Annotated in this window: 21 protein-coding genes; 16 read left to right on the forward strand and 5 right to left on the reverse strand. The window is 72.4% G+C overall.

The window, feature by feature from the left end:
• Positions 1-64 precede the first annotated feature (64 nt).
• The 3 genes from ACGFIS_RS28325 to ACGFIS_RS28335 form a co-directional block, all read right to left on the reverse strand.
• Positions 65-736: an AIM24 family protein gene (locus ACGFIS_RS28325; RefSeq protein ID WP_392901202.1), complete on the reverse strand. Its 672-nt coding sequence runs from the start codon at positions 734-736 to the stop codon at positions 65-67.
• A gap of 61 nt (positions 737-797) precedes the next feature.
• Complete coding sequence (locus tag ACGFIS_RS28330; RefSeq protein ID WP_392901204.1) at positions 798-1,709, reverse strand: glutathione S-transferase family protein; 912 nt, start codon at positions 1,707-1,709, stop codon at positions 798-800.
• Positions 1,710-1,787: 78 nt separating this feature from the next.
• Entirely contained in the window at positions 1,788-2,855 is a 1,068-nt protein-coding gene (locus ACGFIS_RS28335; protein WP_392901206.1) for a dihydrodipicolinate reductase, read from the reverse strand.
• Positions 2,856-3,115: 260 nt separating this feature from the next.
• Between ACGFIS_RS28335 and ACGFIS_RS28340 the strand changes: the two genes are divergently transcribed.
• Together ACGFIS_RS28340 and ACGFIS_RS28345 are read left to right on the forward strand one after the other, a co-directional pair.
• Positions 3,116-4,018 carry an SDR family oxidoreductase gene (locus ACGFIS_RS28340; protein WP_392901208.1) on the forward strand — a complete coding sequence of 301 codons (903 nt, stop codon included), beginning with the start codon at positions 3,116-3,118 and terminating at the stop codon, positions 4,016-4,018.
• 4 nt (positions 4,019-4,022) lie between these two features.
• The gene (locus ACGFIS_RS28345) at positions 4,023-4,820 is read left to right on the forward strand and encodes an enoyl-CoA hydratase/isomerase family protein (protein WP_392901210.1); all 798 of its coding nucleotides are present in this window, start codon (positions 4,023-4,025) and stop codon (positions 4,818-4,820) included.
• 55 nt (positions 4,821-4,875) lie between these two features.
• Here the strand turns inward: ACGFIS_RS28345 and ACGFIS_RS28350 are convergent, their stop codons facing one another.
• Entirely contained in the window at positions 4,876-5,718 is an 843-nt protein-coding gene (locus ACGFIS_RS28350; RefSeq protein WP_392901212.1) for a sirohydrochlorin chelatase, read from the reverse strand.
• A gap of 436 nt (positions 5,719-6,154) precedes the next feature.
• On the opposite strand from ACGFIS_RS28350, the gene ACGFIS_RS28355 reads away from it, so the two are divergent.
• The 14 genes from ACGFIS_RS28355 to ACGFIS_RS28420 all read left to right on the forward strand — a co-directional run bounded on the left by ACGFIS_RS28355 (position 6,155) and on the right by ACGFIS_RS28420 (position 21,830).
• Entirely contained in the window at positions 6,155-8,833 is a 2,679-nt protein-coding gene (locus ACGFIS_RS28355) for a nitrate- and nitrite sensing domain-containing protein (RefSeq protein WP_392901214.1), read from the forward strand.
• Positions 8,833-9,291, forward strand: coding sequence for a roadblock/LC7 domain-containing protein (locus tag ACGFIS_RS28360; protein ID WP_392901453.1), 459 nt, complete (start codon positions 8,833-8,835; stop codon positions 9,289-9,291). The genes ACGFIS_RS28355 and ACGFIS_RS28360 overlap by 1 nt, the downstream gene beginning before the upstream one ends.
• A 3-nt stretch (positions 9,292-9,294) precedes the next feature.
• Positions 9,295-9,675 carry a DUF742 domain-containing protein gene (locus ACGFIS_RS28365; protein WP_392901216.1) on the forward strand — a complete coding sequence of 127 codons (381 nt, stop codon included), beginning with the start codon at positions 9,295-9,297 and terminating at the stop codon, positions 9,673-9,675.
• Complete coding sequence (locus ACGFIS_RS28370; RefSeq protein WP_392901218.1) at positions 9,656-10,294, forward strand: ATP/GTP-binding protein; 639 nt, start codon at positions 9,656-9,658, stop codon at positions 10,292-10,294. The genes ACGFIS_RS28365 and ACGFIS_RS28370 overlap by 20 nt, the downstream gene beginning before the upstream one ends.
• A 78-nt stretch (positions 10,295-10,372) precedes the next feature.
• Positions 10,373-12,985: a nitrate- and nitrite sensing domain-containing protein gene (locus ACGFIS_RS28375; RefSeq protein WP_392973158.1), complete on the forward strand. Its 2,613-nt coding sequence runs from the start codon at positions 10,373-10,375 to the stop codon at positions 12,983-12,985.
• The gene (locus ACGFIS_RS28380; RefSeq protein ID WP_392901222.1) at positions 12,982-13,428 is read left to right on the forward strand and encodes a roadblock/LC7 domain-containing protein; all 447 of its coding nucleotides are present in this window, start codon (positions 12,982-12,984) and stop codon (positions 13,426-13,428) included. The genes ACGFIS_RS28375 and ACGFIS_RS28380 overlap by 4 nt, the downstream gene beginning before the upstream one ends.
• A 1-nt stretch (position 13,429) precedes the next feature.
• Positions 13,430-13,831: a DUF742 domain-containing protein gene (locus ACGFIS_RS28385; protein ID WP_392901224.1), complete on the forward strand. Its 402-nt coding sequence runs from the start codon at positions 13,430-13,432 to the stop codon at positions 13,829-13,831.
• A complete protein-coding gene (locus ACGFIS_RS28390) occupies positions 13,812-14,411 on the forward strand; it encodes an ATP/GTP-binding protein (RefSeq protein ID WP_392901226.1) in 600 nt (199 codons plus the stop codon). The genes ACGFIS_RS28385 and ACGFIS_RS28390 overlap by 20 nt, the downstream gene beginning before the upstream one ends.
• Before the next feature lie 196 nt (positions 14,412-14,607).
• Positions 14,608-15,795 (forward strand): ROK family protein, encoded by a 1,188-nt coding sequence (locus ACGFIS_RS28395; protein ID WP_392901228.1) that lies wholly within the window; start codon positions 14,608-14,610, stop codon positions 15,793-15,795.
• 25 nt (positions 15,796-15,820) lie between these two features.
• Complete coding sequence (locus tag ACGFIS_RS28400; RefSeq protein WP_392901230.1) at positions 15,821-17,350, forward strand: sugar ABC transporter ATP-binding protein; 1,530 nt, start codon at positions 15,821-15,823, stop codon at positions 17,348-17,350.
• Positions 17,347-18,498, forward strand: coding sequence for an ABC transporter permease (locus ACGFIS_RS28405; RefSeq protein WP_392901232.1), 1,152 nt, complete (start codon positions 17,347-17,349; stop codon positions 18,496-18,498). Before ACGFIS_RS28400 ends, ACGFIS_RS28405 begins: the two co-directional genes overlap by 4 nt.
• Before the next feature lie 38 nt (positions 18,499-18,536).
• Positions 18,537-19,613, forward strand: a complete 1,077-nt coding sequence (locus tag ACGFIS_RS28410; RefSeq protein ID WP_392901234.1) for an ABC transporter substrate-binding protein — start codon at positions 18,537-18,539, stop codon at positions 19,611-19,613.
• A gap of 71 nt (positions 19,614-19,684) precedes the next feature.
• Positions 19,685-20,824, forward strand: coding sequence for a Gfo/Idh/MocA family protein (locus tag ACGFIS_RS28415; RefSeq protein WP_392901236.1), 1,140 nt, complete (start codon positions 19,685-19,687; stop codon positions 20,822-20,824).
• 1 nt (position 20,825) lies between these two features.
• Positions 20,826-21,830, forward strand: a complete 1,005-nt coding sequence (locus ACGFIS_RS28420; RefSeq protein ID WP_392901238.1) for a sugar phosphate isomerase/epimerase family protein — start codon at positions 20,826-20,828, stop codon at positions 21,828-21,830.
• A 138-nt stretch (positions 21,831-21,968) separates the two neighbouring features.
• Here the strand turns inward: ACGFIS_RS28420 and ACGFIS_RS28425 are convergent, their stop codons facing one another.
• Positions 21,969-22,664 carry a cupin domain-containing protein gene (locus tag ACGFIS_RS28425; RefSeq protein WP_392901240.1) on the reverse strand — a complete coding sequence of 232 codons (696 nt, stop codon included), beginning with the start codon at positions 22,662-22,664 and terminating at the stop codon, positions 21,969-21,971.
• Positions 22,665-23,015 lie beyond the last annotated feature (351 nt).

The raw sequence follows: 23,015 nt of genomic DNA on the forward strand, positions 1-23,015 counted from the left end.
ATTTCCTTGGACGCGCGTCACCCGCGAAGGCGGTCCTCCGCCGATCCCGCCTTCGGCGTCGGGATCAGTGGGTGTGGGGGGCGACCGTCGGGCCTTCGCTGGCCTGGATGAGGACGAAGCCCTGGCCCTGGTAGGCGAGCTGCATGGCCTCACCGCTGCCGCGGCCGATGAGGGCGCCGGCCTTGAAGGTGCGGTTCACGCCGACCTGGAGGCTGGTGCTCCAGGCGACGGCGGACTGGCCGTCGGCGAAGGTGGGGGCACGGCCGCAGTCGAGCATGACCGGGGTGCCGTGGGTGGTCAGGGCGACGAAGCCGGTGCCGGTGAGGGTGGTGTTGAACAGGCCGCCCGCGGCGATGCCCGCGCCCTGGACGCGCTGGATGTCGGACTGCAGGTGCGAGTCGTAGGCGAGGATGTTGGAGCCGTTGACCGTGAGGCCCTCGTTCTCCAGGTAGAACAGGTGGATGTCGTCGGCGTTGTTGGCGACGAACAGCAGGCCCTGGCCCTTGACGCGCATCAGCGGGACGCCCTCGCCGGTCAGGGCCTTCTTCATGAACTTGCCGATGCCGCCGGAGCCCTCGTAGTCGAACTCCATCTGGCCCTGAAAGGCCACCATGGAGCCCTGACGGGCGAGGACGTCCCCGTTGAGGTGGATCCGGAGCATCTTGGAGTTCTGAAGGGCGAAGTGACCGGGGAGCTGCTGCCCCTGGTCCATGTTTCCGAAGAACTGGCTACGCATGGTCGGGTCGTGCCTCTCATGGGGATTACTGGAGGTTCGCCAGCATAACGATGTGACGAGGTCAGCTGTCCCGGCCGTGCGGGACGGTCCAGTCGACGAGGGGGCCCTTGGGGACGACGCCCGACGGGTTGATGTTGCGCTGCGTCACGTAGTAGTGGCGTTTGATGTGGTCGAAGTTCGTGGTCTCCCCGAACGCGGGAACCGAGTACAGGTCGCGGGCGTAGGCCCACAGGTTCGGGTAGTCCGTGAGGTGGCGCACGTTGCACTTGAAGTGCGAGTAGTAGACGGCGTCGAAGCGCGCGAGCGTCGGATAGAGCCGGACGTCGGCCTCGGTGATCTCGTCGCCGAACAGGTAGCGCCGGCCGGCGAGGCGCTCTTCGAGCCGGTCGAGGGTCGCGAAGAGGGCGTCGACGGCCTCCTCGTACGCGCCCTGGGAGGTGGCGAACCCGGCCTTGTAGACCCCGTTGTTGACGGTCGTGTAGACGAGGTCGTTCAGTTCGTCGATCTCGGGGCGGAGCGCCTCCGGGTACAGGTCGGGCGCGCCCGGCGGACGGTGGTGGGCGGTGAACTCCGTCTCCATCATCGTGGTGATGTTCGGGAAGTCATTGGTGACCAGCCGCTTCGTCTCGGTGTCCCAGATGCACGGGACGGTGTAGCGGCCCTCGAAGGACGGGTCGGTGCCGAGGTAGAGCTCGGAGAGGAACACCGCCCCGGTCACGGGGTCGCGGTCGGGGAACCGCCAGCCCCGCTCGTCCCGGATCGGGTCGACGACGGCGACGCTGATCGCGTCCTCCAGGCCGAGCAGGCGCCGCACGATCAGGCTGCGCTGCGCCCACGGGCACGCGTAGGAGACGAACAGCCGGTAGCGGCCGGGCTCGGCGGGCAGGCCGCTCGACCCGTCGGCGGTGATCCGGCCGGTGAACCGGTTCGCCTGCCGGACGAACCGTCCCCCCTCGACCTCCTGGACACTCATGCCGTACTCCTCCCGACGCCGTGGTCCCAGGGCCCACGATAACCGCCGGATCCCCGGCTCGAACGGTGGTGCGGCCGCTCAGACCCGCATCCGGCCGCCGATCACCGGCAGGTCCAGGTAGGTGCGGATGCCCGGCTCGGCGGCGCAGACGACCGGGACGGAGTTGAGCGCGTGGGCCGCGGCGGCGGAGATCACGTCGGAGACCCACCCCTCGTCGGTCGCCATCGTGAGGGAGGGCCGGCCGTCCACGCGCAGCGAGTATCCCGGACGTCCCCACTCTTCGCACATGTGCGAGGCGTCGGCCTTGTGGACGGCCTCGATGGTGATCACGGGCCGTCCGGCGGCCAGGCCGCTGAACGTCCAGCGGGCCGCCGCGACCGTGCCGCGCGGGATCGGCCCGGCGGCGGGGGCCAGGTCGGTGCGGGCGAGCCGGTGCTCCACGTCCACGTCGATCTCGTCCAGGTCGACGCCGAGCCCGGCCGCGACCAGGTGCAGGCTCTCGGAGAACAGCGCCCGCATCGCGGTCCGGGCGGGCCGCAGCGCGCGCCCGTACGCCTCCTCGGTCTTCCCGAAGCCGAGCATGTGGTGGACCATCTGCCAGGACGGGTGCCGGGCGAAGTCGGAGACCTCCCTGACGTAGACGTGGGTGATCCGCCGGGACAGCCGCGCCAGCGTCAGCGGCATGACGTCGGCCATGAAGCCGCCGCTGATCCCGCTGCCGTGGACCGAGACGCCGCCGCGCTTGCAGGCCTGCTCCAGTTCGTTCACGTAGTGCGGGCCGTGCGCCTGCGGGTAGAGGAGGCCGTTCAGGGAGACGACGTTCTTGCCGGACGACAGCAGCGAGCAGATCAGGTCGAGTTCGGCGAACCGGTCCCGTGCCGGGCTCGGGGCGTAGAGGACGCAGTCGGCGTCCAGGTCGAGGATGTCGTGGACGTCGCCGGTCGCGGCGACGCCGATCGGATCGCGGCCGGCGAGGACGCCGGCGTCGACACCGGCCTTGGAGGGCGTGTGCACCCAGGCGCCGGCCAGTTCCATGTCGTCGCTGTCGAGGACGCCTTTGATCACGGTGCGGCCGACCGCGCCGGTCGCCCACTGCACGACGCGGTAGGTGCGGCGGCTCGGCGTGAGAGCGGCGGCGGTGCTCATCGAGACGAGACCTCCGTTGCTCCTCGCGGCTTCGATGAGTGAACCTGCGTAGGGGAGGAGACTACGCCGCGATACCAGCGAAATGCGGCATTCGGCGCAACTTCCTCCCACGTCCCATCGTACGCAGGACCGGCCGGGCGTCCAGGATGGAACGAGCCCCCGGGCACCGCGGCCGAGCGGGATTCGGTTTACTGGTACCAATTGGTAACCCCCGGGTGATCGTCCGGGGTTCGCAGTCGGTGCGATGTGAGGAGACAGAGATGTCGGAACTGCGCTACGACGGCCGTGTCGCGGTCGTGACCGGGGCGGGCCACGGCCTCGGCCGCCAGCACGCGCTGGAGCTCGCCGCGCGCGGTGCCAAGGTCGTCGTCAACGACCTCGGCGGCGACCGGTCGGGGCTCGGAGCCTCGGCCGGCCCCGCGCAGGAGGTCGTGGACGAGATCAAGAAGAACGGCGGCGAGGCCGTCGCCAACCCCGACAACGTCGCGACCCCCGAGGGCGCGCAGGCGATCATCCAGACCGCACTGGACACGTTCGGCAAGGTCGACATCGTCATCAACAACGCGGGCATCCTGCGTGACAAGTCGTTCAAGAACATGAGCCCGGAGGAGTTCGACTCGGTCATCGCCGTGCACCTGCGCGGCTCGTTCCTCGTCTCCAGCGCCGCCTGGGCGCACCTGCGGGAGAACGGCTACGGCCGGATCGTCAACACCTCGTCCCCGGCCGGCCTGTTCGGCAACTTCGGCCAGGCCAACTACGCCACGGCCAAGATGGGCCTCGTCGGGTTCACCAAGACCCTCGCCCAGGAGGGCGCCAAGTACGACATCAAAGCCAACGCGATCGCCCCGGTCGCCTGGACCCGGATGACCGAGGACCTGCTGCCCGCCGACTTCGCGGACAAGCTCGGCGTCGACCAGGTCACGCCGCTCGTCGCCTACCTCGTCCACGAGGGCAACCAGGACTCCGGCGAGGTCTACACCGTCGGCGGCGGCCGCATCGCGAAGATCTTCGTGGCGGAGGGCCCCGGCTACGGGCAGAAGGCGACGCTGTCGGTCGAGGACGTCCGCGACAACTGGGCGGCCATCAACGCGGCCGAGCCGATGACCGTGTTCAAGAACGTGGGCGAGCAGATGGGCCCCCTCATCCAGCAGCTCACCTCCTGAGACGTTGGGCGGGATCAAGCTCGGCCGGCGGGACGGGGTGCTCACCATCACCCTGTCCCGCCCGGAGCGTCTGAACGCCGTCGACGGCGCGCTCACCGAGGAGATGCTCGACGTCCTCCACGGGCTGGCGCGCGACCCCGACACCCAGGTCGTCGTCCTCACCGGCGAGGGCCGCGGGTTCTGCTCGGGCATGGACATCCAGGGCGGCGACCCGGGCGAGGAGAGCTCGGAGGGCCGCGTCCAGCGGCTCTACCGGGGCATCGCCCGCGGCGGCGAGGTCACCGCGCGGCTGCGGGAGATCCCGCAGCCGGTGATCGCGGCACTGCGCGGGCCGGTCGCCGGCATGGGCGTCTCCTGGGCGCTGGCCGCCGACATGCGGGTCGCCGATCCGACGACCCGTTTCGTGCCGCCGTTCGTGAACCTCGGCCTGTCGGCCGGCGACTGCGGCCTGTCCTGGCTGCTGCCCCGCCTCGTCGGCCCGGCCAAGGCCGCGGAGATCTGCTACCGCGCCCAGCGCCTGGACGTGAAACGCGCCGACGCCCTGGGCCTCATCACCGAGATCGCCCCCGAGGGCGCGGACCTGGAGTCCGCGCAGGCCCTCGCCGACGAGCTGCTCACCAAATCCCCGTACGGCCTGCGCCGCACGAAGGAACTGCTCAACGCGTCCCTGGACGCGCCCGGGCTCCGGCGGCAGCTCATGGCGGAGACCGCCGTCCAGGCCCTCGCCTTCTTCAGCGAGGACCTGGCCGAAGGCATGACCGCCACCGTCCAGAAACGCCCACCCGAGTTCAAGAACCGCTGAGTCGTCCGCCGGTGTCGTCCGTCAGCCCAGGGGGCCCGCGCCCCCTGGGCCCGGGCTAGTCGGACAGTGCCAGCGAGAGCGCCTCGACGTAGCGGAGCGCGGCGAGCCTCGCCAGGGCGGGGTGGGCGCCCAGGGGAGCCGAGTAGGCGGCGCCCACGATGGACGCCGCGGGCGCGACCAGGGCTCCCTCGGGCTCGGCGCCGATCAGGTGCGGGGCGACGGCGATGGACGTGGCGCCGGCCGCGCGCAACTGCTCCGCGGCGGCCTTGACGGACGCCTCGTCGTTCAGTGAGGCGGTGAAGACGGGGGCCGCGAGCCGGGAGGCGAGGAGCACGCCGGTGACCTCGGCCTGCCGCACGGCCGTGGCGTCCCCCGGCGTGGCCACGATGACGCCGGACGCGGCGGTCACCATCGTCATCAGCCTGATCCGGTCGGCGCGGGCGAGGCCGGCGTCGGCGAGCCGGTCGTGCAGTGCCTCGGCGATGAGCGGGTGCGGGCCGAGCGGCTCGGCGGCGACCACGCGCACCGGGGCGGCCGTCACCGCGGCGTGGACGGCCGCGTCCAGTGCCGGGTCGGGCCCGGTGGACAGCGGGACGACCACGGCGGCTAGCCGGTCCTCCTCTTGGCGCAGCCCGGCGAGGACCGCGTGCAGGTTCGCCTCGTCCCCCTCCAGGTGCGCGATGTGGGCGGGCTGGCCGGTGTGCTCGATCTCGACGAGCCTGGCGAGCTCGGCGGCGATCTCGGTACCGGCCTGCCGGGCGGGGCCGGGAACGGCCAGGACGAGCGTGGGGGATCCGTGCGGCAGCAGGAAGGATTCGTCGCCGCGGTGCCGGCCGCCGCGGGGTGTGCGGCGCCGTCGCGACGGAAGTGCCTCGGATGCCTGGCTTTCGGGACTCACGGCGGGCATCGTAACGCCCCGCGGCCCGGAAGTCGGACTCCCGGCCCCGCCGGACGTGTTCGGCGGCCCGATGCGGGCGCCCTCGTTCCAGCCGCCGTCGTTGCCTGTATGAATCGTGGTCTCCTTCCCGTGCCGGCCGCGACGCGAGCGGTGGGTGAAGCAGCACAGTATGGCGCAACCACCCCCGGGTAACAGGGGGAAATGAAGTAAATTGTCCGGGTTTGCCGCTATCTCTTTGTGGAGGTTCGGTGTCCATGGCGCGGCAGGGCGCATACCCGCAGGTGACACGGAATGACGGCAATGCGTCCAAAAGGCGCCAAAGGGGTTGCGGGCCGGTCGCGCACCGCCTTTATGATCCAGGGATCCTCCGCGCCGGAACGTTCGAGGTCACATGGAATCCGCCCCATCCAGGGGGGACACCCCCCAGGAGCCCACGGTGAAGACCGATGGGCGTCACGGCCCGCTCCGCCGCCCGGACGCGCGTGCCGGCCGCCGGCGCACGCGCTCGATCCGCTCGAAGGCCACCGCGCTGCTCCTCGTACCGCTGCTGTCGCTCGTCGCGCTGTGGGGGCACGCCTCCACCGTCACCGCACGCGACGCGCTCGCCCAGCGCAGCTACCACACGATCGACCGCACGTTCTCGCCGAGCGGCCAGCGCGTCCTGGTGGAGCTGGCGAAGGAACGCCAGGTATCCGCCGTGTTCCTCAGCACCCCGCGCTCCGAGGCGCCGTCCGCGCCCAACGCGCTCGTCCTGCAGCGCACCCGCGTGGACGATGCCATCGCGCACTTCCGCCGCGAGGCCGCCTCCGAGGCCGCGCGCGACGCCACCACGGAGGAGATGGAGGAGCGCGTCTCCGACGTCCTGGAGGCGTTCGGCGGGCTCCCCGGGATCCGGTCCGCGGTCGACGACCGGTCCATCGAGCGGCTGACGGCGATCAACAGGTTCAGCACGATGGTCGACGACATGCACCGGCTGTACGACGGCCTGCTGGTCATCGACGACTCCGAGATCTACAACTGGACGCTGTCCACCCGGCACGCCCAGCGCGGCCTGGAGCTGCTGCAGCGCGAGAACGCGCTGATCGCCTCCGCCCTCGTCACCGACGGCCGGCTGACGGCGGCCGAGCACCGGCTGTTCGTGGAGATGGTGGGCGAGCAGCGCTGGCAGTGGATCAAGCAGCGCTCGCTGCTCGACCCGGAGGTCTACGCGACCGGGACCGCGCAGGTGTTCGCGTCCCCGGCGTACCAGGGCCTCCGGGAGATCGAGGACCGGATCGCCGACGCCGACCCGCGCAAGCCGCTCCCCGTCGGGAACGACGAGTGGCGCCGCACCGCGGAGCCGCTCGTGCTGATGATCAACAACATGGTGCTCGGCAACTCCGAGCGCGCGGCCGAGCGCGCCGACGAGGCCGGCCGGGACGCCTACATCGAGGTCGTCCTCGTCGGCGGCTTCGGCCTGCTGGTGGTGCTCCTGTCGGTGCTGATGTCGCTGCGGTTCGCGCGCGGGTTCGTCCGCGAGCTCGTCGGGCTGCGCGGCTCCGCGGAGGAACTGGCCGACCGCCGGCTGCCCGACCTCGTCGACCGGCTGAGCCGCAACGAGAGCGTGGACGTCGACGCGGAGGCGCCGCCCCTGGGCACCGGCCGCACCACCGAGGTCGCCCGGCTCGCCGAGTCGTTCTCCAAAGTGCAGCGCACCGCCGTCGACGCCGCCGTCGGCCAGGCCGAGCTGCGCGCCGGCGTCAGCCGCCTCTTCCTCAACATCGCCCGCCGCAACCAGTCGCTGCTGCACCGCCAGCTGACGATGCTGGACGGGCTGGAGAGCCGCGCCGAGGCCGACGACCTGGAGGACCTGTTCCGGATCGACCACCTCACCACCCGCATGCGGCGGCACGCGGAGAGCCTGATCATCCTGTCCGGCGCCACGCCGGGACGCGGCTGGCGGCATCCGGTGCGCATCGCCGACGTGCTGCGCGCCGCCGTCTCGGAGATCGAGGACTACACCCGCGCGACCGTCCTCACCGAGTCCGAGGACGGACTGATCGGCGCGGCGGTCACCGACGTCGTCCACCTGCTGGCCGAGCTGCTGGAGAACGCGGCGTCGTTCTCCCCGCCCAGCACCGAGGTGCGGGTGATGGCCGAGCGCGTCGGCACCGGATTCGCCGTCGAGATCGAGGACCGCGGCCTCGGCGTCAAGCCCGAGCTGCTCGACGAGGCCAACCGGCGGCTCGCCGAGCCGCCCGAGTACGACCTGGTCGACACCGACCAGCTCGGGTTGTTCGTCGTCGCGCGCCTGGCCGCCCGGCACAACGTCTCGGTGTCCCTGCAGCGGTCCCCGTACGGCGGCGTGACGGCGATCGTGCTGCTGCCGCACGAGCTCGTGGTACCCGCGGAGCACATGGCGGCGGCCATGCTGCCGCCAGGGCCCGAGCCCGATGAGGACCGCGCGCACGACGGCGGCGCGGACCCGGCGGCCGGCGGCGGGACGCTCACCGGCGAGGTCCAGGAGCCCGTCCTGGCGACCGCGCCGCGCTCCGATGCGGTCGTCCCGCTGCGCGAGGCCGAGCCGGCCGGGCGGGTCGCCTCCCTGCCCGCGGACGAGCCGCACCGGCGCCGCCGGCCCGCGGACGCCGGAGACCTTGAGGCGCCGCCCGTCCTGCCGGAGCTCGCCGGGCCCGCGAAGCCGTGGGACCTCCCCGGGAACACCGCGCCCGGCGTCCCGCCCGGCCCGGCCCCGAACCCGTGGTCGGACGACGCCGTCCCGCTTCCGCGGGACGAGCCGTCCCGGCCGTCCGGGGACGCCGCCCGTTCCCGGGGTGACGCGTACGACATCGTGGACGCTGAAGAAGTCGTCGACGCCGATGCGGTGGTGGACGCGGACGCCCAGGAGGACTGGGAGCCCGCGGGAACCCACGCCGGCCTGCCCCGGAGGGTGCGGCAGGAGAACCTGGCTCCCCAACTGCGCAAGAGACCCCCGCCACCCCCGCCGCGCATGGGCGGAGGCGTGTCCGGGGGCATCGCACGCTCGCCCGAGGAGGCACGTTCGCTGATGGCATCGATACAACAGGGATGGCGGCGCGGACGCGCGTCGGACGTGGGCGATGAGGAGACGCGATGATGCACGACACCGTGACCGGCGAGCTGAACTGGCTGCTCAACGACTTCGCCGAGCGGGTGACGGCGGTGCGGCAGGCGGTGATCCTGTCCCGGGACGGGCTGGCGATCGCCGCGTCCACCGAGCTCGGCCGTGAGGACGCCGAGCACCTGTCCGCGCTGGCCTCCGGGGTGCAGAGCCTCGCGCGCGGCGCGGGCCGGCACTTCGCCGGCGGGAACGTCCGCCAGACCATCATCGAGATGGACGCGCTGCTGCTGTTCGTGACCGCCGCCGGCGACGGCACCTGCCTCGCGGTGCTCGCCGAGGCGGAGGCCGACGCGGGCCTCGTCGCCTACGAGATGGCGGTGCTGGTCAAGCGGGTCGGCCAGCATCTGCAGGCGACCCCCAGATTCGGAGCCGGGCACGAAGCGGCGGGTGAGGGCTTCGGGGGCGCCGGGGGGTCCTCGCCGAGGGGTCTGTGACCGATGTCCCCGTCGGCAGAGCGGTGGCTGGACCGGGAGGCCGGTCCGGTCGTGCGTCCGTACGCCATGACCCGGGGACGGACCCGTCCCGAGGGTGCGGGCTTCGAGCTGATCGCGGTCGTGGCGGCCACCGGCACCCCGCCGGGGAACCGGCTGCGCTACAGCCCCGACCACACGCGGGTGCTGCGCGGCTGCGCGCGTCCCGTCCCGGTCGTCGACCTGTCGGCCGACCTCGGCCTGCCCCTCGGCGTCGTCCGGGTCCTGCTCGGCGACCTGCGGGACGAGGGCCTGATCACGGTGGTCGCCGCGGTGGAACCCGCGCGGGGCCGCCGTCCACCCAACGGAGTGCTGAGGGAGGTGCTCAATGGCCTACGCGCCCTCTGAGGAGACCGGCACGAGCGCGCGCCCCCTCGTCACGACGAAGATCCTCATCGCCGGCGGGTTCGGCGTCGGCAAGACCACGATGGTCGGCTCGATCAGCGAGATCAGGCCGCTGCACACCGAGGAGCCGCTGACCGAGCGCGGCGTCGGGGTCGACGACGTGGCCGGCGTCGGCGCGAAGACGACCACGACCGTCGCGATGGACTTCGGCCGGATCACCCTGTCGGAGCAACTGCTCCTCTACCTGTTCGGTACGCCCGGCCAGGAGCGGTTCTGGTTCATGTGGGACGAGCTGGCGACGGGCGCGATCGGCGCGGTCGTCCTGGCGGACACGCGGCGGCTGACCGGCTGCTTCCCCGCCATCGACTACTTCGAGCGGCGCGGCCTCCCGTTCGTCGTGGCGGTCAACTGCTTCGACGGGCACCGCTCGCACAGGCCCGAGGACGTCGCGATCGCGCTCGACCTGGACCCGGACGTCCCGGTGCTGCTGTGCGACGTCCGGCGCCGCGAGTCGTCCAAGCAGGTTCTGGTCGCGCTGATGGAGCACGTCCTGAGCTGGCCCGACCCGCCCGAGGAGCAGGACGGCGCCCGATCTCCGGACCACCGGGAACCCGCTACGTAGTAGGCTCCCGCACACCCCCGTACTCCACGCATCGGGAGGTTTCCCCCGCATGTTCCGCCCACGAGCGCCGAAGCTGTGATGGCCCCGCGTCTCTCCTCCATCCGAGCGAGGATCACCCTGCTGGTCCTCGTGCCGCTGCTGGCGCTGGCCTCGCTGTGGGTGTTCGTCACCGGCATCACCTACGGCGACGCGCACCAGCTCCTGCAGAGCAGGACCTTCCAGCAGAACGCCGTGCTGCCCACGCAGCGGCTCATCGACGGACTGCAGAACGAGCGGCGCCTGTCGATGGCCGTGCTCGGCGGCGCCCGGCCGGCGGATCCCGGAGCGATGCGGGCGCGGCGGCAGGCGACCGACAAGGCGGCCGAGGAGGTCCGCGCGGGCAGCCGGCACGAGGGCATGCGGGAGGCGATCCTGCCCGAGGTCGTCGCCCGGCTGGACGGGCTCGTCGACAAGCTCGACGGTCTCGGGCAGCTGCGCCGCAGCGTGGACCAGCGGGCCGCCGGCCGCGCCCACGTGCTGGGCGAGTACAACGTGCTGATCGACGCCGGCTTCGCGATGTACAGCGCGACCACGCCGTCGGAGGGGTCCATCACCGCGCGCGCCCGCACGCTCACCTCGTTCGGCCGCGCCCGCGAGTACCTGGCGCGCGAGGACGCCCTGCTGACCGGGGCGCTCGCCGCCGGACGGATCACCAACGCCGAACGGACCGAGTTCGCCAAGCTCGTCGGGGCGCACCACACGATCCACACGGACAACGGGCGCGACCTGCCCGACGCGCACCGCGCCCACTTCGAGCGGCTCATGGCCTCGACGGCCTTCGTGCAGCTCATGAAGATGGAGAACCAGGTCATCAACGGCGCCGAGCCGCCGGCGGCCGCCGAGCGCAGGGCCCGCTCCCCGAGAGGGACGCAGGGAAGCGGCACACAGCCGGCGCAGGCCGGCGCGCGCGACGAGCCCGTCATCGAGCCCTCCGACTGGCGCTCCGTCGCCGACACCGTCAACGGCCGGCTCTTCGAGCTGGAGAACGACGTCCTCGACGACGTCACCGACCACGCCCAGGGCGTCGCGGTCGGCACCTTCACGCGGCTCGCCCTCGCCGGCGGCCTCGGGCTGGTCGCGATCGTGCTGTCGTCCTTCATCGCGGTCCGGGTCTCCCGGCGGCTGGTGCGCGAATGCCGCGCGCTCGCCGGCGGCGTGGTCGACTTCACCCACCGGCGGCTGCCGAAGCTCGCCGAGGACATCCGCGCCGGGCGGGCCGCCGAACCCGAGCCGGAGCCCGCGGCCGACTACCGCATCGACGAGATCCGGCAGATCGCCGGGTCGTTCGACCGCGCCCGCGAGGCCGTCGTCCGGGCGGCCGAGGGCGAGGTCGCGGCCCAGCGCGGCATCAGCGAGGTGTTCGTCAACCTCGCGCGCCGCAACCAGGCGCTGCTGCACCGCCAGCTCAGCCTGCTGGACACCATGGAACGCCGCACCGAGGACCCGTCGGAGCTGTCGGACCTGTTCCGGCTCGACCACCTCGCCACCCGGATGCGGCGGCACGCCGAGGGCCTGGTCATCCTCGCCGGCAAGACGGCCGGCCGCGGCTGGCGCCGCCCGGTGCCGCTCGTGGACGTGGTCCGCGGCGCCGTCGCCGAAGTCGAGGACTATCCGCGGGTCCGGGTGCAGCCGCTGCCGCGCGTCGCGCTGCTCGGCTCCGCCGTCGCCGACACCATCCACCTGCTCGCCGAGATCGTGGAGAACTCCACGACGTTCTCGCCGCCGCAGTCGCCGGTGCGGGTCAGCGGCCACCCGGTCGCCAACGGCTTCGCGATCGAGGTCGAGGACCGCGGCCTCGGGATGACCGAGGAGGCGCTGCGCACCGCCAACGCGCGGCTCGCCCGTCCGCCCCAGTTCGACCCGTCCGACAGTGCGCAGCTCGGGCTGTTCGTCGTGGCGCGGCTGGCCCAGCGGCACGGAATCCAGGTCACGCTCCGCCAGTCCCCGTACGGGGGGACGACCGCGATCGCGCTGATTCCCGGCTCGCTCATCGTCGCCGACGCCGAGCCCGAGCCGGTCGCGCGCCGCGTCACGGGGCCCATGCAGACGCTCCCGGGTCCGGCCGTGGCCCTGTCGGCGCCCGTGCGTCCGGCCGTCGAGGCGGGCGCCGCCGAGCCGCGCCGGGCCGAGCCGGACGGCGTCGTGCGGCTCGTCGAGCCCGTCCAGCCCGATCTCGTCCAGCCGGAGCCGGCGCCCGAGCCCGCCGAGGCGAGTGCCGAGGCGCCGCCGGAGCCCGCGGCGCCGGAGGCTCCCGGTGGGCTGCCCAAGCGCAGGCGGCAGCAGCATCTGGCGCCCCAGCTGAAGAAGCGGGTGGACGAGCACCTGGCCGCCCAGGGCATGCCGCCGCCCGTGGAGCCCGCGCCGCCGCCGGAGCCCGCCGGCCCGCCGTCCGCGCCGGAAGCGGCCGGGATGCCGCTCGCCGCACCCGTGCCGATGGACGCCGTGCCGATGGACGCCGTGCCGGTGGACGAGGGCCCGGCGGACGAGCGGCAGGTGGACGAGCGGCAGGTGGACGACGGGCGCTCGCCCGACACGATGGCATTGATGATGTCCGCCATGCAGCGTGGCTGGCAGCGTGGCAGGCAGGAAGCGGCCGACGCCGAGGCGGAGGCCGTGCGAAACCCAGCCGACCAGGAGGACGACACCCCATGACACAAGCCCAGTACCCCGGCGCGGAGGTCCCGGGCGGAGCCGGCGGTGAACTGAACTGGCTGCTCGACGGCCTCGTCCAGCGTGTCGCCGCGGTGCAGAACGCGGTAGTGCTGTCGAGCGACGGACTCCGCATGGCCTCGTCGAGCGGACTGGCCCGCGAGGAGTCCGACCATCTGGCCGCCGTGGCCGCCAGCTTCCAGAGCCTCGCGCGCGGGGCGGGGGAGTCGTTCGGCGGCGGACCGGTGCGGCAGACGATCGTGGAGATGGAGTCGTCGTTCCTGTTCGTCACCGCCGCCGGGCACGGCGCCTGCCTGGCCGTCCTCGCCTCCGCCGACGCCGACCTCGGTGTCATCGCCTACGAGATGGCGATGCTCGTCACCCGCGTCGGGCAGCACCTGTCGGCCAATCCGCGGGTGGCCGCGGCCAAGCCCGGCGGCGTCTGAGGTGGAGGGGCGAGGCGGCGCCTGGTACGACGACGACGCGGGGCCCGTCGTCCGCCCGTACGCGCTCACCGGTGGCCGGACGCACTACGACGGCGTCGAGTTCGATCTGGTGGCACTGATCGTCGCGGCGGACCCGCCGGCGTCCGCCGACGACGGCCCCGCACTTCCGGCGTCCCCGTGGGCGCAGGAGCCGGAACATGACATGATCTTGGAGCTTTGCCGCACCCCGTTGTCGGTCGCCGAGATAGCGTCGGATCTGGAACTTCCCCTCGGGGTCGTCCGTGTCCTGCTCGGCGACCTGCTCGACCACTCGCTGATTCAGGTCCGGCGTCCCGCGCCGGTGGCGCAGTTCCCCGGCGAGCGCGTACTCAAGGAAGTGATCGATGGAATCCGTGCGCTCTGACGCGGTCGCCCCCCCGGGCGAATCCGCGCTGACGGTCAAGATTCTCGTGGCCGGTGGTTTCGGCGTCGGCAAGACCACCCTGGTGAGCGCGGTCAGCGAGATCCGTCCGCTGCGCACCGAGGAGGCGCTCACCGAGAAGAGCATCGGGATCGACGACACCACGGCCGTCGCGTCCAAGACGACGACGACCGTGGCGATGGACTTCGGGCGGATCACCCTGCCGAACGGCCTGGTGCTGTTCGTGTTCGGGACGCCCGGCCAGGACCGGTTCTGGTTCATGTGGGACGAGCTGGCCAAGGGCGCGCTCGGCGCCGTCGTCCTCGTGGACACCCGCCGCCTGGCGGACTGCTTCGCCTCGGTCGACTACTTCGAGCGGCGCGGCGTCCCGTTCATCATCGGCGTCAACCGGTTCGACGGGTCGGGGCAGCACACGGCCCAGCAGGTCCGGGACGCGCTCGACCTGTCCCCCGACATCCCGGTGATCTCCTGCGACGTGCGCGACAGGGAGGACGCCAAGCGGGTCCTCATCACCCTCGTCGAGCACATCATGCGCACCATGAGCGGCCGCCAGTACGCATAGCGCTTGAGCACGTGGCCCCTGGACCCTCTGGTCCGGGGGCCTTCGTGTGTGCGCTGGTCCGCGACTTTGTCCTTTGAGTGGAAGAAGTTCGATTGGTCTAGAGGAAAGGTCTTCTCAAAGCAGCGAAAGCCGGTTACGGTCTCGCCATGAGACCGGAGTCACACGACCCCGGACCGGCTCCGAGAGGACGGGCGTGATGCGCATGTCGGCTCGTCCGCAGAACGTTCATCAGGCGCGCCTGCTGCGGCTCCTGCGTGACGAGGGCCCGCGCTCGCGCGCCGAGCTGGGCGACGTGGTGAGGCTGTCGCGGTCGAAGCTGGCCGTGGAACTGGACCGGCTCGTCGAACTCGGGCTGGTCGAGGGCGCGGGGCTGGCCGCGTCCCGCGGCGGGCGGCGGTCGGGGATCGTGCGGCTGTCGCCGGACCTGCGGTTCGTCGCCTTCGACATCGGCGCCACCTCGATCGACGTCGCCGTGACCGACGGCACCATGGAGGTGCTCGGGCATGTCAGCGAGGAGTGCGACGTCCGGCAGGGTGCGACCGTCGTGCTCGACCGGGCCCTCGACCTGCTCGGCAAGCTGCGCGACGAGGGCCTGACCGCGCAGGTGCACGGCACCGGGATCGGCGTGCCCGGGCCGGTCAGCTTCCGGGACGGCATGCCGGTCGTCCCGCCGATCATGCCCGGCTGGGACCGGTTCCCGGTGCGGGACGCGATCGGGCAGGAGCTCGGCTGCCCGGTGCTGGTCGACAACGACGTGAACCTCATGGCGCTCGGTGAACTGCATGCCGGGCTGGCCCGCTCCGTCGACGACTTCCTGCTCGTCAAGATCGGCACCGGCATCGGCTGCGGCATCGTCGTGGACGGCGCCATCTACCGCGGCGTGTCCGGCAGCGCCGGCGACATCGGCCACATCCGCGTCGACGACGACGGCCCCATCTGCGCGTGCGGCAACGCCGGCTGCCTGGAGGCCTACTTCGGCGGCGCGGCGCTCGCCCGGGACGCGGAGGCGGCCGCCCGGTCGGGCCGGTCACCGCAGCTCGCCGCGCTGCTGGAGACCCACGGGCAGCTGTCGGCCGTGCACGTCGGCGAGGCCGCCGCCGCGGGCGACCCGGTCGCCGTGCAGATCATCCGTGCGGGCGGCCGGCATGTCGGGCAGGTGCTCGCCGGGCTGGTCAGCTTCTTCAACCCCGGGCTCGTCATCATCGCGGGCGGCGTCGCCGGTCTCGGCCACGCGCTGCTCGCCGAGATCCGCAGCGTCGTCTACCGCCGGTCCGCCCCGCTCGCGACCGGCAACCTCCCGATCGTGCTGTCCGAACTCGCCGGGGCCGCCGGCGTGGTCGGCGGCGCCCGACTCATCAGCGACCACGTCTTCTCCGCGTCCTGACCCACTTCTCCACCGAGGAGACCCGATGGGCTCGCCCGAAACCGAACCCCTGCTGCTGATGCGCGGCATCGTCAAGCAGTTCCCCGGCGTCCGCGCCCTGGACGGCGTCGACCTCGACGTCCGTCCCGGCGAGGTGCACTGCCTGCTCGGGCAGAACGGCGCCGGGAAGTCGACGCTCATCAAGGTGCTCGCCGGCGCGCACCAGCCGGACGAGGGCGAGATCCTGTTCGCCGGGGAGCCGGTGCGGCTCGCCGGGCCGACAGCCGCGATGCGGGCCGGCATCGCGACCATCTACCAGGAACTCGACCTGGTGGACGGGCTGTCGGTCGCGGAGAACATCTTCCTCGGCCACGAGAAGGCCACGTTCGGCTTCACCCGGCGCGGCGACGCGGAGAAGGCCGCGCGTGAGCTGCTCGGCCGGCTCGGGCACGCGGAGATCCCGCCGCGCCGCGAGGTGGGACGGCTGCCGGCGGCGGGCAAGCAGGTCGTCAGCATGGCCCGCGCCCTGTCGCACGAGGCCCGCATCCTCGTGATGGACGAGCCGTCCGCCGCGCTCGCCCACGACGAGGTGGACAACCTGTTCCGCATCATCCGGGAGCTGACCTCCGCCGGCGTCGCGGTCATCTACATCTCGCACCGCCTGGAGGAGATCCGCGAGATCGGCGACCGGGTGACGGTCCTCAAGGACGGCAGGGCCGTCGCCGTCGGGCTGCCCGCCCGGACCACGTCCACCGACAGGATCGTCTCGCTGATGACGGGCCGGGACGTCGAGTACGTCTTCCCGGAGCGCCCGAGGCCCCCGCGCGACGACGACCGGCCCGAGGTGCTCCGCGTCGAGAACCTGGCGCTTCCCGGCGCCTTCGAGGACGTGTCGCTCACCGTCCGCGCCGGCGAGATCGTCGGGCTCGCCGGGCTCGTCGGCTCCGGACGCTCGGAGATCCTGGAGACCGTCTACGGCGCGCGGCGTCCCGCACGGGGGCGGGTGCTCGTCGACGGCCGGCCGGTCCGCCCCGGCGACACCGGCGCGGCGGTGCGGCGCGGCATGGGCATGGCGCCCGAGGAGCGCAAGAGCCAGGCGCTGCTGATGAACGAGACCGTCGCCGGGAACGTCAGCGTCGCCGGCCTGTCCCGGTACGCCTCGTTCGGCTGGCTCAACCGCCGCCGCGAGGTCGCCGACGTGCGCCGCCAGATCGAGGCGCTCGACATCCGCCCGCCCGACCCGAAACGCCCGGTCGTGACGCTGTCGGGCGGCAACCAGCAGAAGGTGGTGCTGGCGCGCTGGCTGCTCGGGGCCGCCGATCTGCGGCTGCTGATCCTGGACGAGCCGACCCGCGGTGTGGACGTCGGCGCCCGCGCCGAGCTGTACGCGGTGATCCGCGAACTGGCCGGACGCGGCATCGGGGTGCTGCTGGTGTCCAGCGAGGTCCCCGAGGTGCTCGGGCTCGCCGACCGGGTCCTCGTCATCCGCGAGGGGCGGGTCGTCCACACCGGCGACGCCCGCGACCTCGACGAGGCCACCGTGCTCAACATGATCATGGAAGGGAGCGCCCTGTGACCGCGCGTCATTCTGAGGGGACGACCCCCCAGACCCCCCGGAAGGACACGGGGCATTCCGAGGGGACGACCCCCCAGACCCCCCGGAAGGACACGGGGCATTCCGAGGGGGACACCCCCCGGTCCGGCGGGGCGCCCGTCTCGCTGACCAAGAAGGCCGGGGCCGGCGGGCCGTGGCGGCCGTTCGCCAGGGGCGGCGGCGCGGCGCGGTGGCCCGGCGAGATCCACCATCTCGGGCTGGCCGCCGCGCTGGTGCTGCTCGCGGGAGTCGGGCTGGCGACCCAGCCCGACAACTTCGCCACGTCCGGGAACATGGTCGCCATCCTGGTGCTCGCCGCCACCATCGGCGTGATCACCGTCGGCCAGACGTTCGTGATCATCGGTGGCGGGATCGACCTGTCCGTCGGGTCGGTGATGGCGCTGGCGTCGGTGTGGGCGACGACCGTGGCGACGCAGTCGTACGGCCCGGCGGTGATGGCCCTGTGCGCGATCCTCGTCGGGACCGGCACGGGCGTCGTGACCGGGCTGCTGATCTCCTACGGGCGGATGGTGCCGTTCATCGTCACCCTCGCGATGCTCGTCGCGGCGCGGGGGCTGGCGCAGCGGATGTCGGACCGCAGGACGCAGCTCATCCGTCCCGAGAACGACGCCCTCGTGGCGCTGTCCACGACCAAGATCCTCGGGTTGCCGCTGGTCGTGTACATCTTCGCGGCGGTCGGGCTGGCCGGCTGGCTGCTGCTCAACCGCACCACGTTCGGCCGCCGGACGTTCGCGGTCGGCGGCAACCCCGAGGCGGCACGGCTCGCCGGCATCGACGTCCGCCGCCACACCTTGTCGCTGTACGCGCTGTCGGGGTTCTGCTGCGGAATCGCCGCGATCATCATCATGGCGCGGACCACCACCGGCTCCAGCACCCACGGCGACCTGTACGAACTGGACGCGATCGCCGCCGTCATCATCGGCGGCACGCTGCTCACCGGCGGGCGCGGCACCGTCGTCGGGTCGATCCTCGGCGTGCTGGTGTTCACCCTCATCACCAACCTGTTCATCCTGAACGGCCTGCAGACCAGCGACCAGCTGATCGCCAAGGGCGCCATCATCGTGGGCGCCGTGCTGCTGCAGCGACGCGGGCTTCGCTCGCCCACCTGACACCCCCTGCCAGCCCACCCCTCAATCAGGAGCACGACATGCGTGAACAGCGCCCGCATCAGCAGGGCCCCCGTCCCACCCGCAGAGGCGTCCTGTTCGGCGGCGCCGTCGTCGCGGCCGGCGGTCTGGCCGCGGCCTGCACCGGCAACTCCGAGAGCGGCGACTCCGGCACGTCCCCGCAGGCCGGCACGCTGGCCGGCGACAACGACAAGCCGGGCAAGAAGGTCACCGTCGGGTTCTCCGCGCCCGCCGCGGACCACGGCTGGATCGCGGCGATCGCCAAGAACGCCGAGGCGCAGGCCAAGAAGTACTCCGACGTGACGTTCAAGCCGGTGGAGCCGACCAACGACATCAACCAGCAGATCTCCGCCGTTGAGTCGCTGATCAGGGCGAAGGTCAACGTCCTGGTGATCCTGCCCAACGACGGCGAGCAGCTCAACCAGGTCGGGCGCAAGGCGATGGACGCCGGCATCCCGGTCGTCAACCTCGACCGCGTCTTCCCCGACAACCTGTCGTACCGGACGTGGGTCGGCGGCGACAACTACGGCATGGGCGTCTCCGCCGGCAACTACATCGGCAAGAAGCTCAAGGACAAGGGCGTCGCCGACCCGGTCATCGTGGAGATCCAGGGCATCGCGACGCTGCCGCTGACCCAGGACCGCAGCAAGGGCTTCGCGGACGCGCTGAAGTCCTACGGCTTCTCCGTCACCGCCAAGCAGGACGCGAAGTTCACCGTCGAGTCCGGCAACCAGGTCGCCTCCAACCTCCTCCAGGCGCACAGCAAGATCGACGCCGTCTGGAACCACGACGACGACCAGGGCGTCGGCGTGCTCGCCGCGATCAAGCAGTCCGGCCGCAAGGAGTTCTTCATGGTCGGCGGCGCCGGGTCCGCCAACGCGATGCGGGAGATCAAGGCCGGCGGCGTGCTGGAGGCGACCGTCACCTACTCGCCGACGATGGCGGCCTCCGCGATCAAGCTGGGCCGGTTGATCGCGCAGGGCAAGGGGATGGCCGACCTGGTCGAGCTGCAGGTGCCGCAGTCGATCACACTGGCGTCCGAGACGATCACCAAGGACAACGTCGACCGCTACATGCCGCTCGGCTTCGAGTCCTGAGCGACGGGGGCGCCGGCGCGTCCGCCCCGTCCGGGGTGGACGCGCCGGCCAGACAGAGAGGTGAGCAGGATATGACGACCGTCGGAGTCGGGATGGTCGGGCACGCGTTCATGGGACGCGCCCACTCCCAGGCGTGGCGCAGCGTCGGGCCGTTCTTCGGGCCGCCGCTGACCCCGGTCATGACCGCGCTGGCCGGGCGTTCCGCCGAGCGCGCCGGCGCGGCCGCCGCGTCGCTCGGGTGGGCGTCGGTGGAGACCGACTGGAAGGAGCTGCTCCGCCGCGACGACGTCCAGCTCGTCGACATCTGCACGCCGGGCGACAGCCACGCCGAGATCGCGGTAGCCGCGCTCGACGCGGGCAAGCACGTGCTGTGCGAGAAGCCCCTCGCCAACTCCGTCGCGGAGGCCGAGGCGATGGCCGCCGCCGCGGACCGGGCCCGCGAGCGCGGCATCCGGTCGATGGTCGGGTTCAACTACCGGCGCGTCCCCGCGGTCACCCTCGCCCGCCGGCTGGTCGCCGACGGGCGGATCGGGACCGTCCGGCACATCCGGGCCCAGTACCTCCAGGACTGGCTGACCGACCCGCAGGCCCCGTTCAACTGGCGGATGGACCGGAACAGGGCCGGGTCGGGCGCGCTCGGCGACATCGCCTCGCACATCGTCGACACCGCGCAGTTCATCACCGGGCACAGGGTGACGGGGGTGTCGGCGACGCTGGAGACCTTCGTCCCGGAACGCCCCGCGCCCGGGGGCGGCACCGCCCAGGTCACCGTGGACGACGCCGCCCTGTTCATCGGCCGCACCGACGGCGGAGCGCTCGCCTCCTTCGAGGCCACCCGCGCCGCCACCGGACGCAAGAACGCGCTGCGCATCGAGGTCAGCGGCTCGTCCGGCGCCCTGTACTTCGACCTGGAGTCGCTGAACGAACTGTGGTTCTACGACGGGACGGAGGACGGGGCGACCGCGGGGTTCCGGCGCATCGTCGTCACCGAACCCGTCCACCCCTACACCGGGAACTGGTGGCCGCCCGGCCACGTGCTCGGCTACGAGCACACCTTCACCCACCAGATGGCCGACCTGCTCACGGCGATCGCGGACGACACCGACCCCAGCCCCTCGTTCGCCGACGGCCTCCGGATCCAGCGCGTCCTCGCCGCCGTCGCCGACAGTGCGGCGTCCCGGCGCTGGGTCGACATCGAAGGGAGCGACTGACATGGCACGACCGATCACCCTGTTCACCGGCCAGTGGGCAGACCTGCCGTTCGAGGAGGTCTGCCGGCTCGCGTCCGGCTGGGGCTACGAGGGACTGGAGATCGCCTGCTGGGGCGACCATTTCGAGGTGGACAAGGCCCTCGCCGACGACACCTACATCCCGCGCAGACTGGAGACGCTCGCCAAGCACGACCTGAAGGTCTGGGCGATCTCCAACCACCTCGTCGGCCAGGCCGTCTGCGACAACCCGGACGAGCGCCACCAGGCGATCCTGCCGGAGCGGATCTGGGGCGACGGCGAGGCCGAGGGGATCCGCCGGCGCGCCGCCGCCGAGATCGAGGACACCGCCCGCGCCGCCGCGAAGCTCGGCGTCGACACCGTCATCGGCTTCACCGGCTCCTCGATCTGGCACACGGTCGCGATGTTCCCGCCGACCCCCGAGGCGATGGTCGAACGCGGCTACGCCGACTTCGCCGACCGCTGGAACCCCATCCTGGACGTGTTCGACGAGGTCGGCGTCCGGTTCGCGCACGAGGTCCACCCGAGCGAGATCGCCTACGACTACTGGACGACCGTGCGGACGCTGGAGGCGATCGGGCACCGTCCCGCGTTCGGCCTCAACTTCGACCCGTCCCACTTCGTCTGGCAGGAACTCGACCCGGTCGGCTTCCTGTTCGACTTCCGCGACCGGATCTACCACGTCGACTGCAAGGACACCAAGGTCCGCACCGGCGACGGCCGCCGCGGACGCCTCTCGTCCCACCTGCCGTGGGCGGACCTGCGGCGCGGCTGGGACTTCATCTCCACCGGCCGCGGCGACGTCCCCTGGGAGGACGTCTTCCGCGCCCTCAACTCGATCGGCTACACCGGCCCCATCTCGGTCGAGTGGGAGGACGCCGGCATGGACCGCCTGCAGGGCGCCCCCGAGGCGCTGGAGTTCGTCCGCGCCCTCAACGCGATGGAGATCCCGGCGTCGTCCTTCGATTCGGCGTTCTCGTCCGACTGAGTCCATGGACCTGCGGTGCGCCGGCCCCGTGAGGCCACGCACGGGGCCGGCGCACCGCACCTTCACGACGCGACCCGGGCGCCGTCCCGGGCCGAGCAGACGGTGCGCCCGCGCCGCAAGCCGGTGCGCTGAGCGGGGTCAGGGCAGGGCGCGGAAGTCGGCGAAGTCGAAGCCGGGGGAGACCACGCAGCTGACCAGGACCTCCTCGCCGCCGGACGGGCGGGCGGCCTGCCACACGCCCGCCGGCACGACGGCCTGCGGGACCTGCCCGCCCGCCACGTCCGCGCCCAGCGTGACCGTTTCCGGGGTCGCGGACGGCCACTCGCCGCCGCCGCCGAGGAACAGCGCCAGCGGGCCTCCCCGATGCCACAGCCACACCTCCGCCGACCGGACGACATGCCACATGGACTCCTCGCCGGGCGGCAGCAGGAAGTAGATGCCGGTGGCGCTGGCCCGCTCGCCCGGATAGCCGCCCGGGGTGAACGCCACGTCCGACCGCCACGTCTCCCGGTACCAGCCGCCCTCGGGGTGCGGCAGCAGATCGAGGGCCTCCGCCGTCGCGGGACGATCGAGCATCGCGACGTGCCGCCCGTCAGGGCCGCGCCGCAGGTACCGGACGCGGACCGCCGTCGTCCGGTCGATCACCCCGCGTCCCGGCACGGCACCCGGCGCCGGATCCAGCGTGACGGCGACGACCTGCCCGTCCCCGAACACGTCGTCGGCGACGGCCAGCGCGGCGGCGTCGTCCGGTGCCCACACCGCCCCGGCCTCGGACAGAACGAACCGCGGGCCGGGCTGGGCCCGCCAGGCGTCAAGCGTCGTCAGCAGCAGCACTCATCGAGCCTAGACGGTCAAGACGATCTTGCCGGTGACCCGCCCGAAGCATCCCGAAGTCAACGGAAGCAGCCCCGAGGCAGGCCGTTCCGTTTCCGACGTCGCCTCCACGCCTGACTCGTGTGGTGCGGCACGGGCTGCGCGCCGATGGCCGCCACCGCGCCTGTGAGGTCATGGCAGGGCCGCAGCGGGTCACCGGTCGACGTGACGAACCACGGCACGCCACCGACTCCGGCTTTGACCTGGATGCTTTGTCCGCGCCGTGCCAGGTCGGGCGGAAGTATCCGCAGCTTTTCCGGGTCCTCAAGACGAGCCGACCAGCCGGTGGCGGTGAGTGCGGAGGCGAGGGCG

Origin of the sequence: Spirillospora sp. NPDC048824 (genome assembly GCF_043198455.1) — a bacterium.
Taxonomy (GTDB): Bacteria; Actinomycetota; Actinomycetes; order Streptosporangiales; family Streptosporangiaceae; genus Spirillospora.

Excerpts from the sequence above, each read along its gene's own strand:
- ACGFIS_RS28370 (WP_392901218.1), top strand. The coding sequence starts at position 9,656 with ATGGCCTACGCGCCCTCTGAGGAGACCGGCACGAGCGCGCGCCCCCTC.
- ACGFIS_RS28340 (WP_392901208.1), top strand. The coding sequence starts at position 3,116 with ATGTCGGAACTGCGCTACGACGGCCGTGTCGCGGTCGTGACCGGGGCG.
- ACGFIS_RS28400 (WP_392901230.1), top strand. The coding sequence starts at position 15,821 with ATGGGCTCGCCCGAAACCGAACCCCTGCTGCTGATGCGCGGCATCGTC.
- ACGFIS_RS28380 (WP_392901222.1), top strand. The coding sequence starts at position 12,982 with ATGACACAAGCCCAGTACCCCGGCGCGGAGGTCCCGGGCGGAGCCGGC.
- ACGFIS_RS28420 (WP_392901238.1), top strand. The coding sequence starts at position 20,826 with ATGGCACGACCGATCACCCTGTTCACCGGCCAGTGGGCAGACCTGCCG.
- ACGFIS_RS28325 (WP_392901202.1), bottom strand. The coding sequence starts at position 736 with ATGCGTAGCCAGTTCTTCGGAAACATGGACCAGGGGCAGCAGCTCCCC.
- ACGFIS_RS28410 (WP_392901234.1), top strand. The coding sequence starts at position 18,537 with ATGCGTGAACAGCGCCCGCATCAGCAGGGCCCCCGTCCCACCCGCAGA.
- ACGFIS_RS28415 (WP_392901236.1), top strand. The coding sequence starts at position 19,685 with ATGACGACCGTCGGAGTCGGGATGGTCGGGCACGCGTTCATGGGACGC.
- ACGFIS_RS28395 (WP_392901228.1), top strand. The coding sequence starts at position 14,608 with ATGCGCATGTCGGCTCGTCCGCAGAACGTTCATCAGGCGCGCCTGCTG.
- ACGFIS_RS28330 (WP_392901204.1), bottom strand. The coding sequence starts at position 1,709 with ATGAGTGTCCAGGAGGTCGAGGGGGGACGGTTCGTCCGGCAGGCGAAC.
- ACGFIS_RS28375 (WP_392973158.1), top strand. The coding sequence starts at position 10,373 with ATGGCCCCGCGTCTCTCCTCCATCCGAGCGAGGATCACCCTGCTGGTC.
- ACGFIS_RS28365 (WP_392901216.1), top strand. The coding sequence starts at position 9,295 with ATGTCCCCGTCGGCAGAGCGGTGGCTGGACCGGGAGGCCGGTCCGGTC.
- ACGFIS_RS28360 (WP_392901453.1), top strand. The coding sequence starts at position 8,833 with ATGCACGACACCGTGACCGGCGAGCTGAACTGGCTGCTCAACGACTTC.
- ACGFIS_RS28335 (WP_392901206.1), bottom strand. The coding sequence starts at position 2,855 with ATGAGCACCGCCGCCGCTCTCACGCCGAGCCGCCGCACCTACCGCGTC.
- ACGFIS_RS28390 (WP_392901226.1), top strand. The coding sequence starts at position 13,812 with ATGGAATCCGTGCGCTCTGACGCGGTCGCCCCCCCGGGCGAATCCGCG.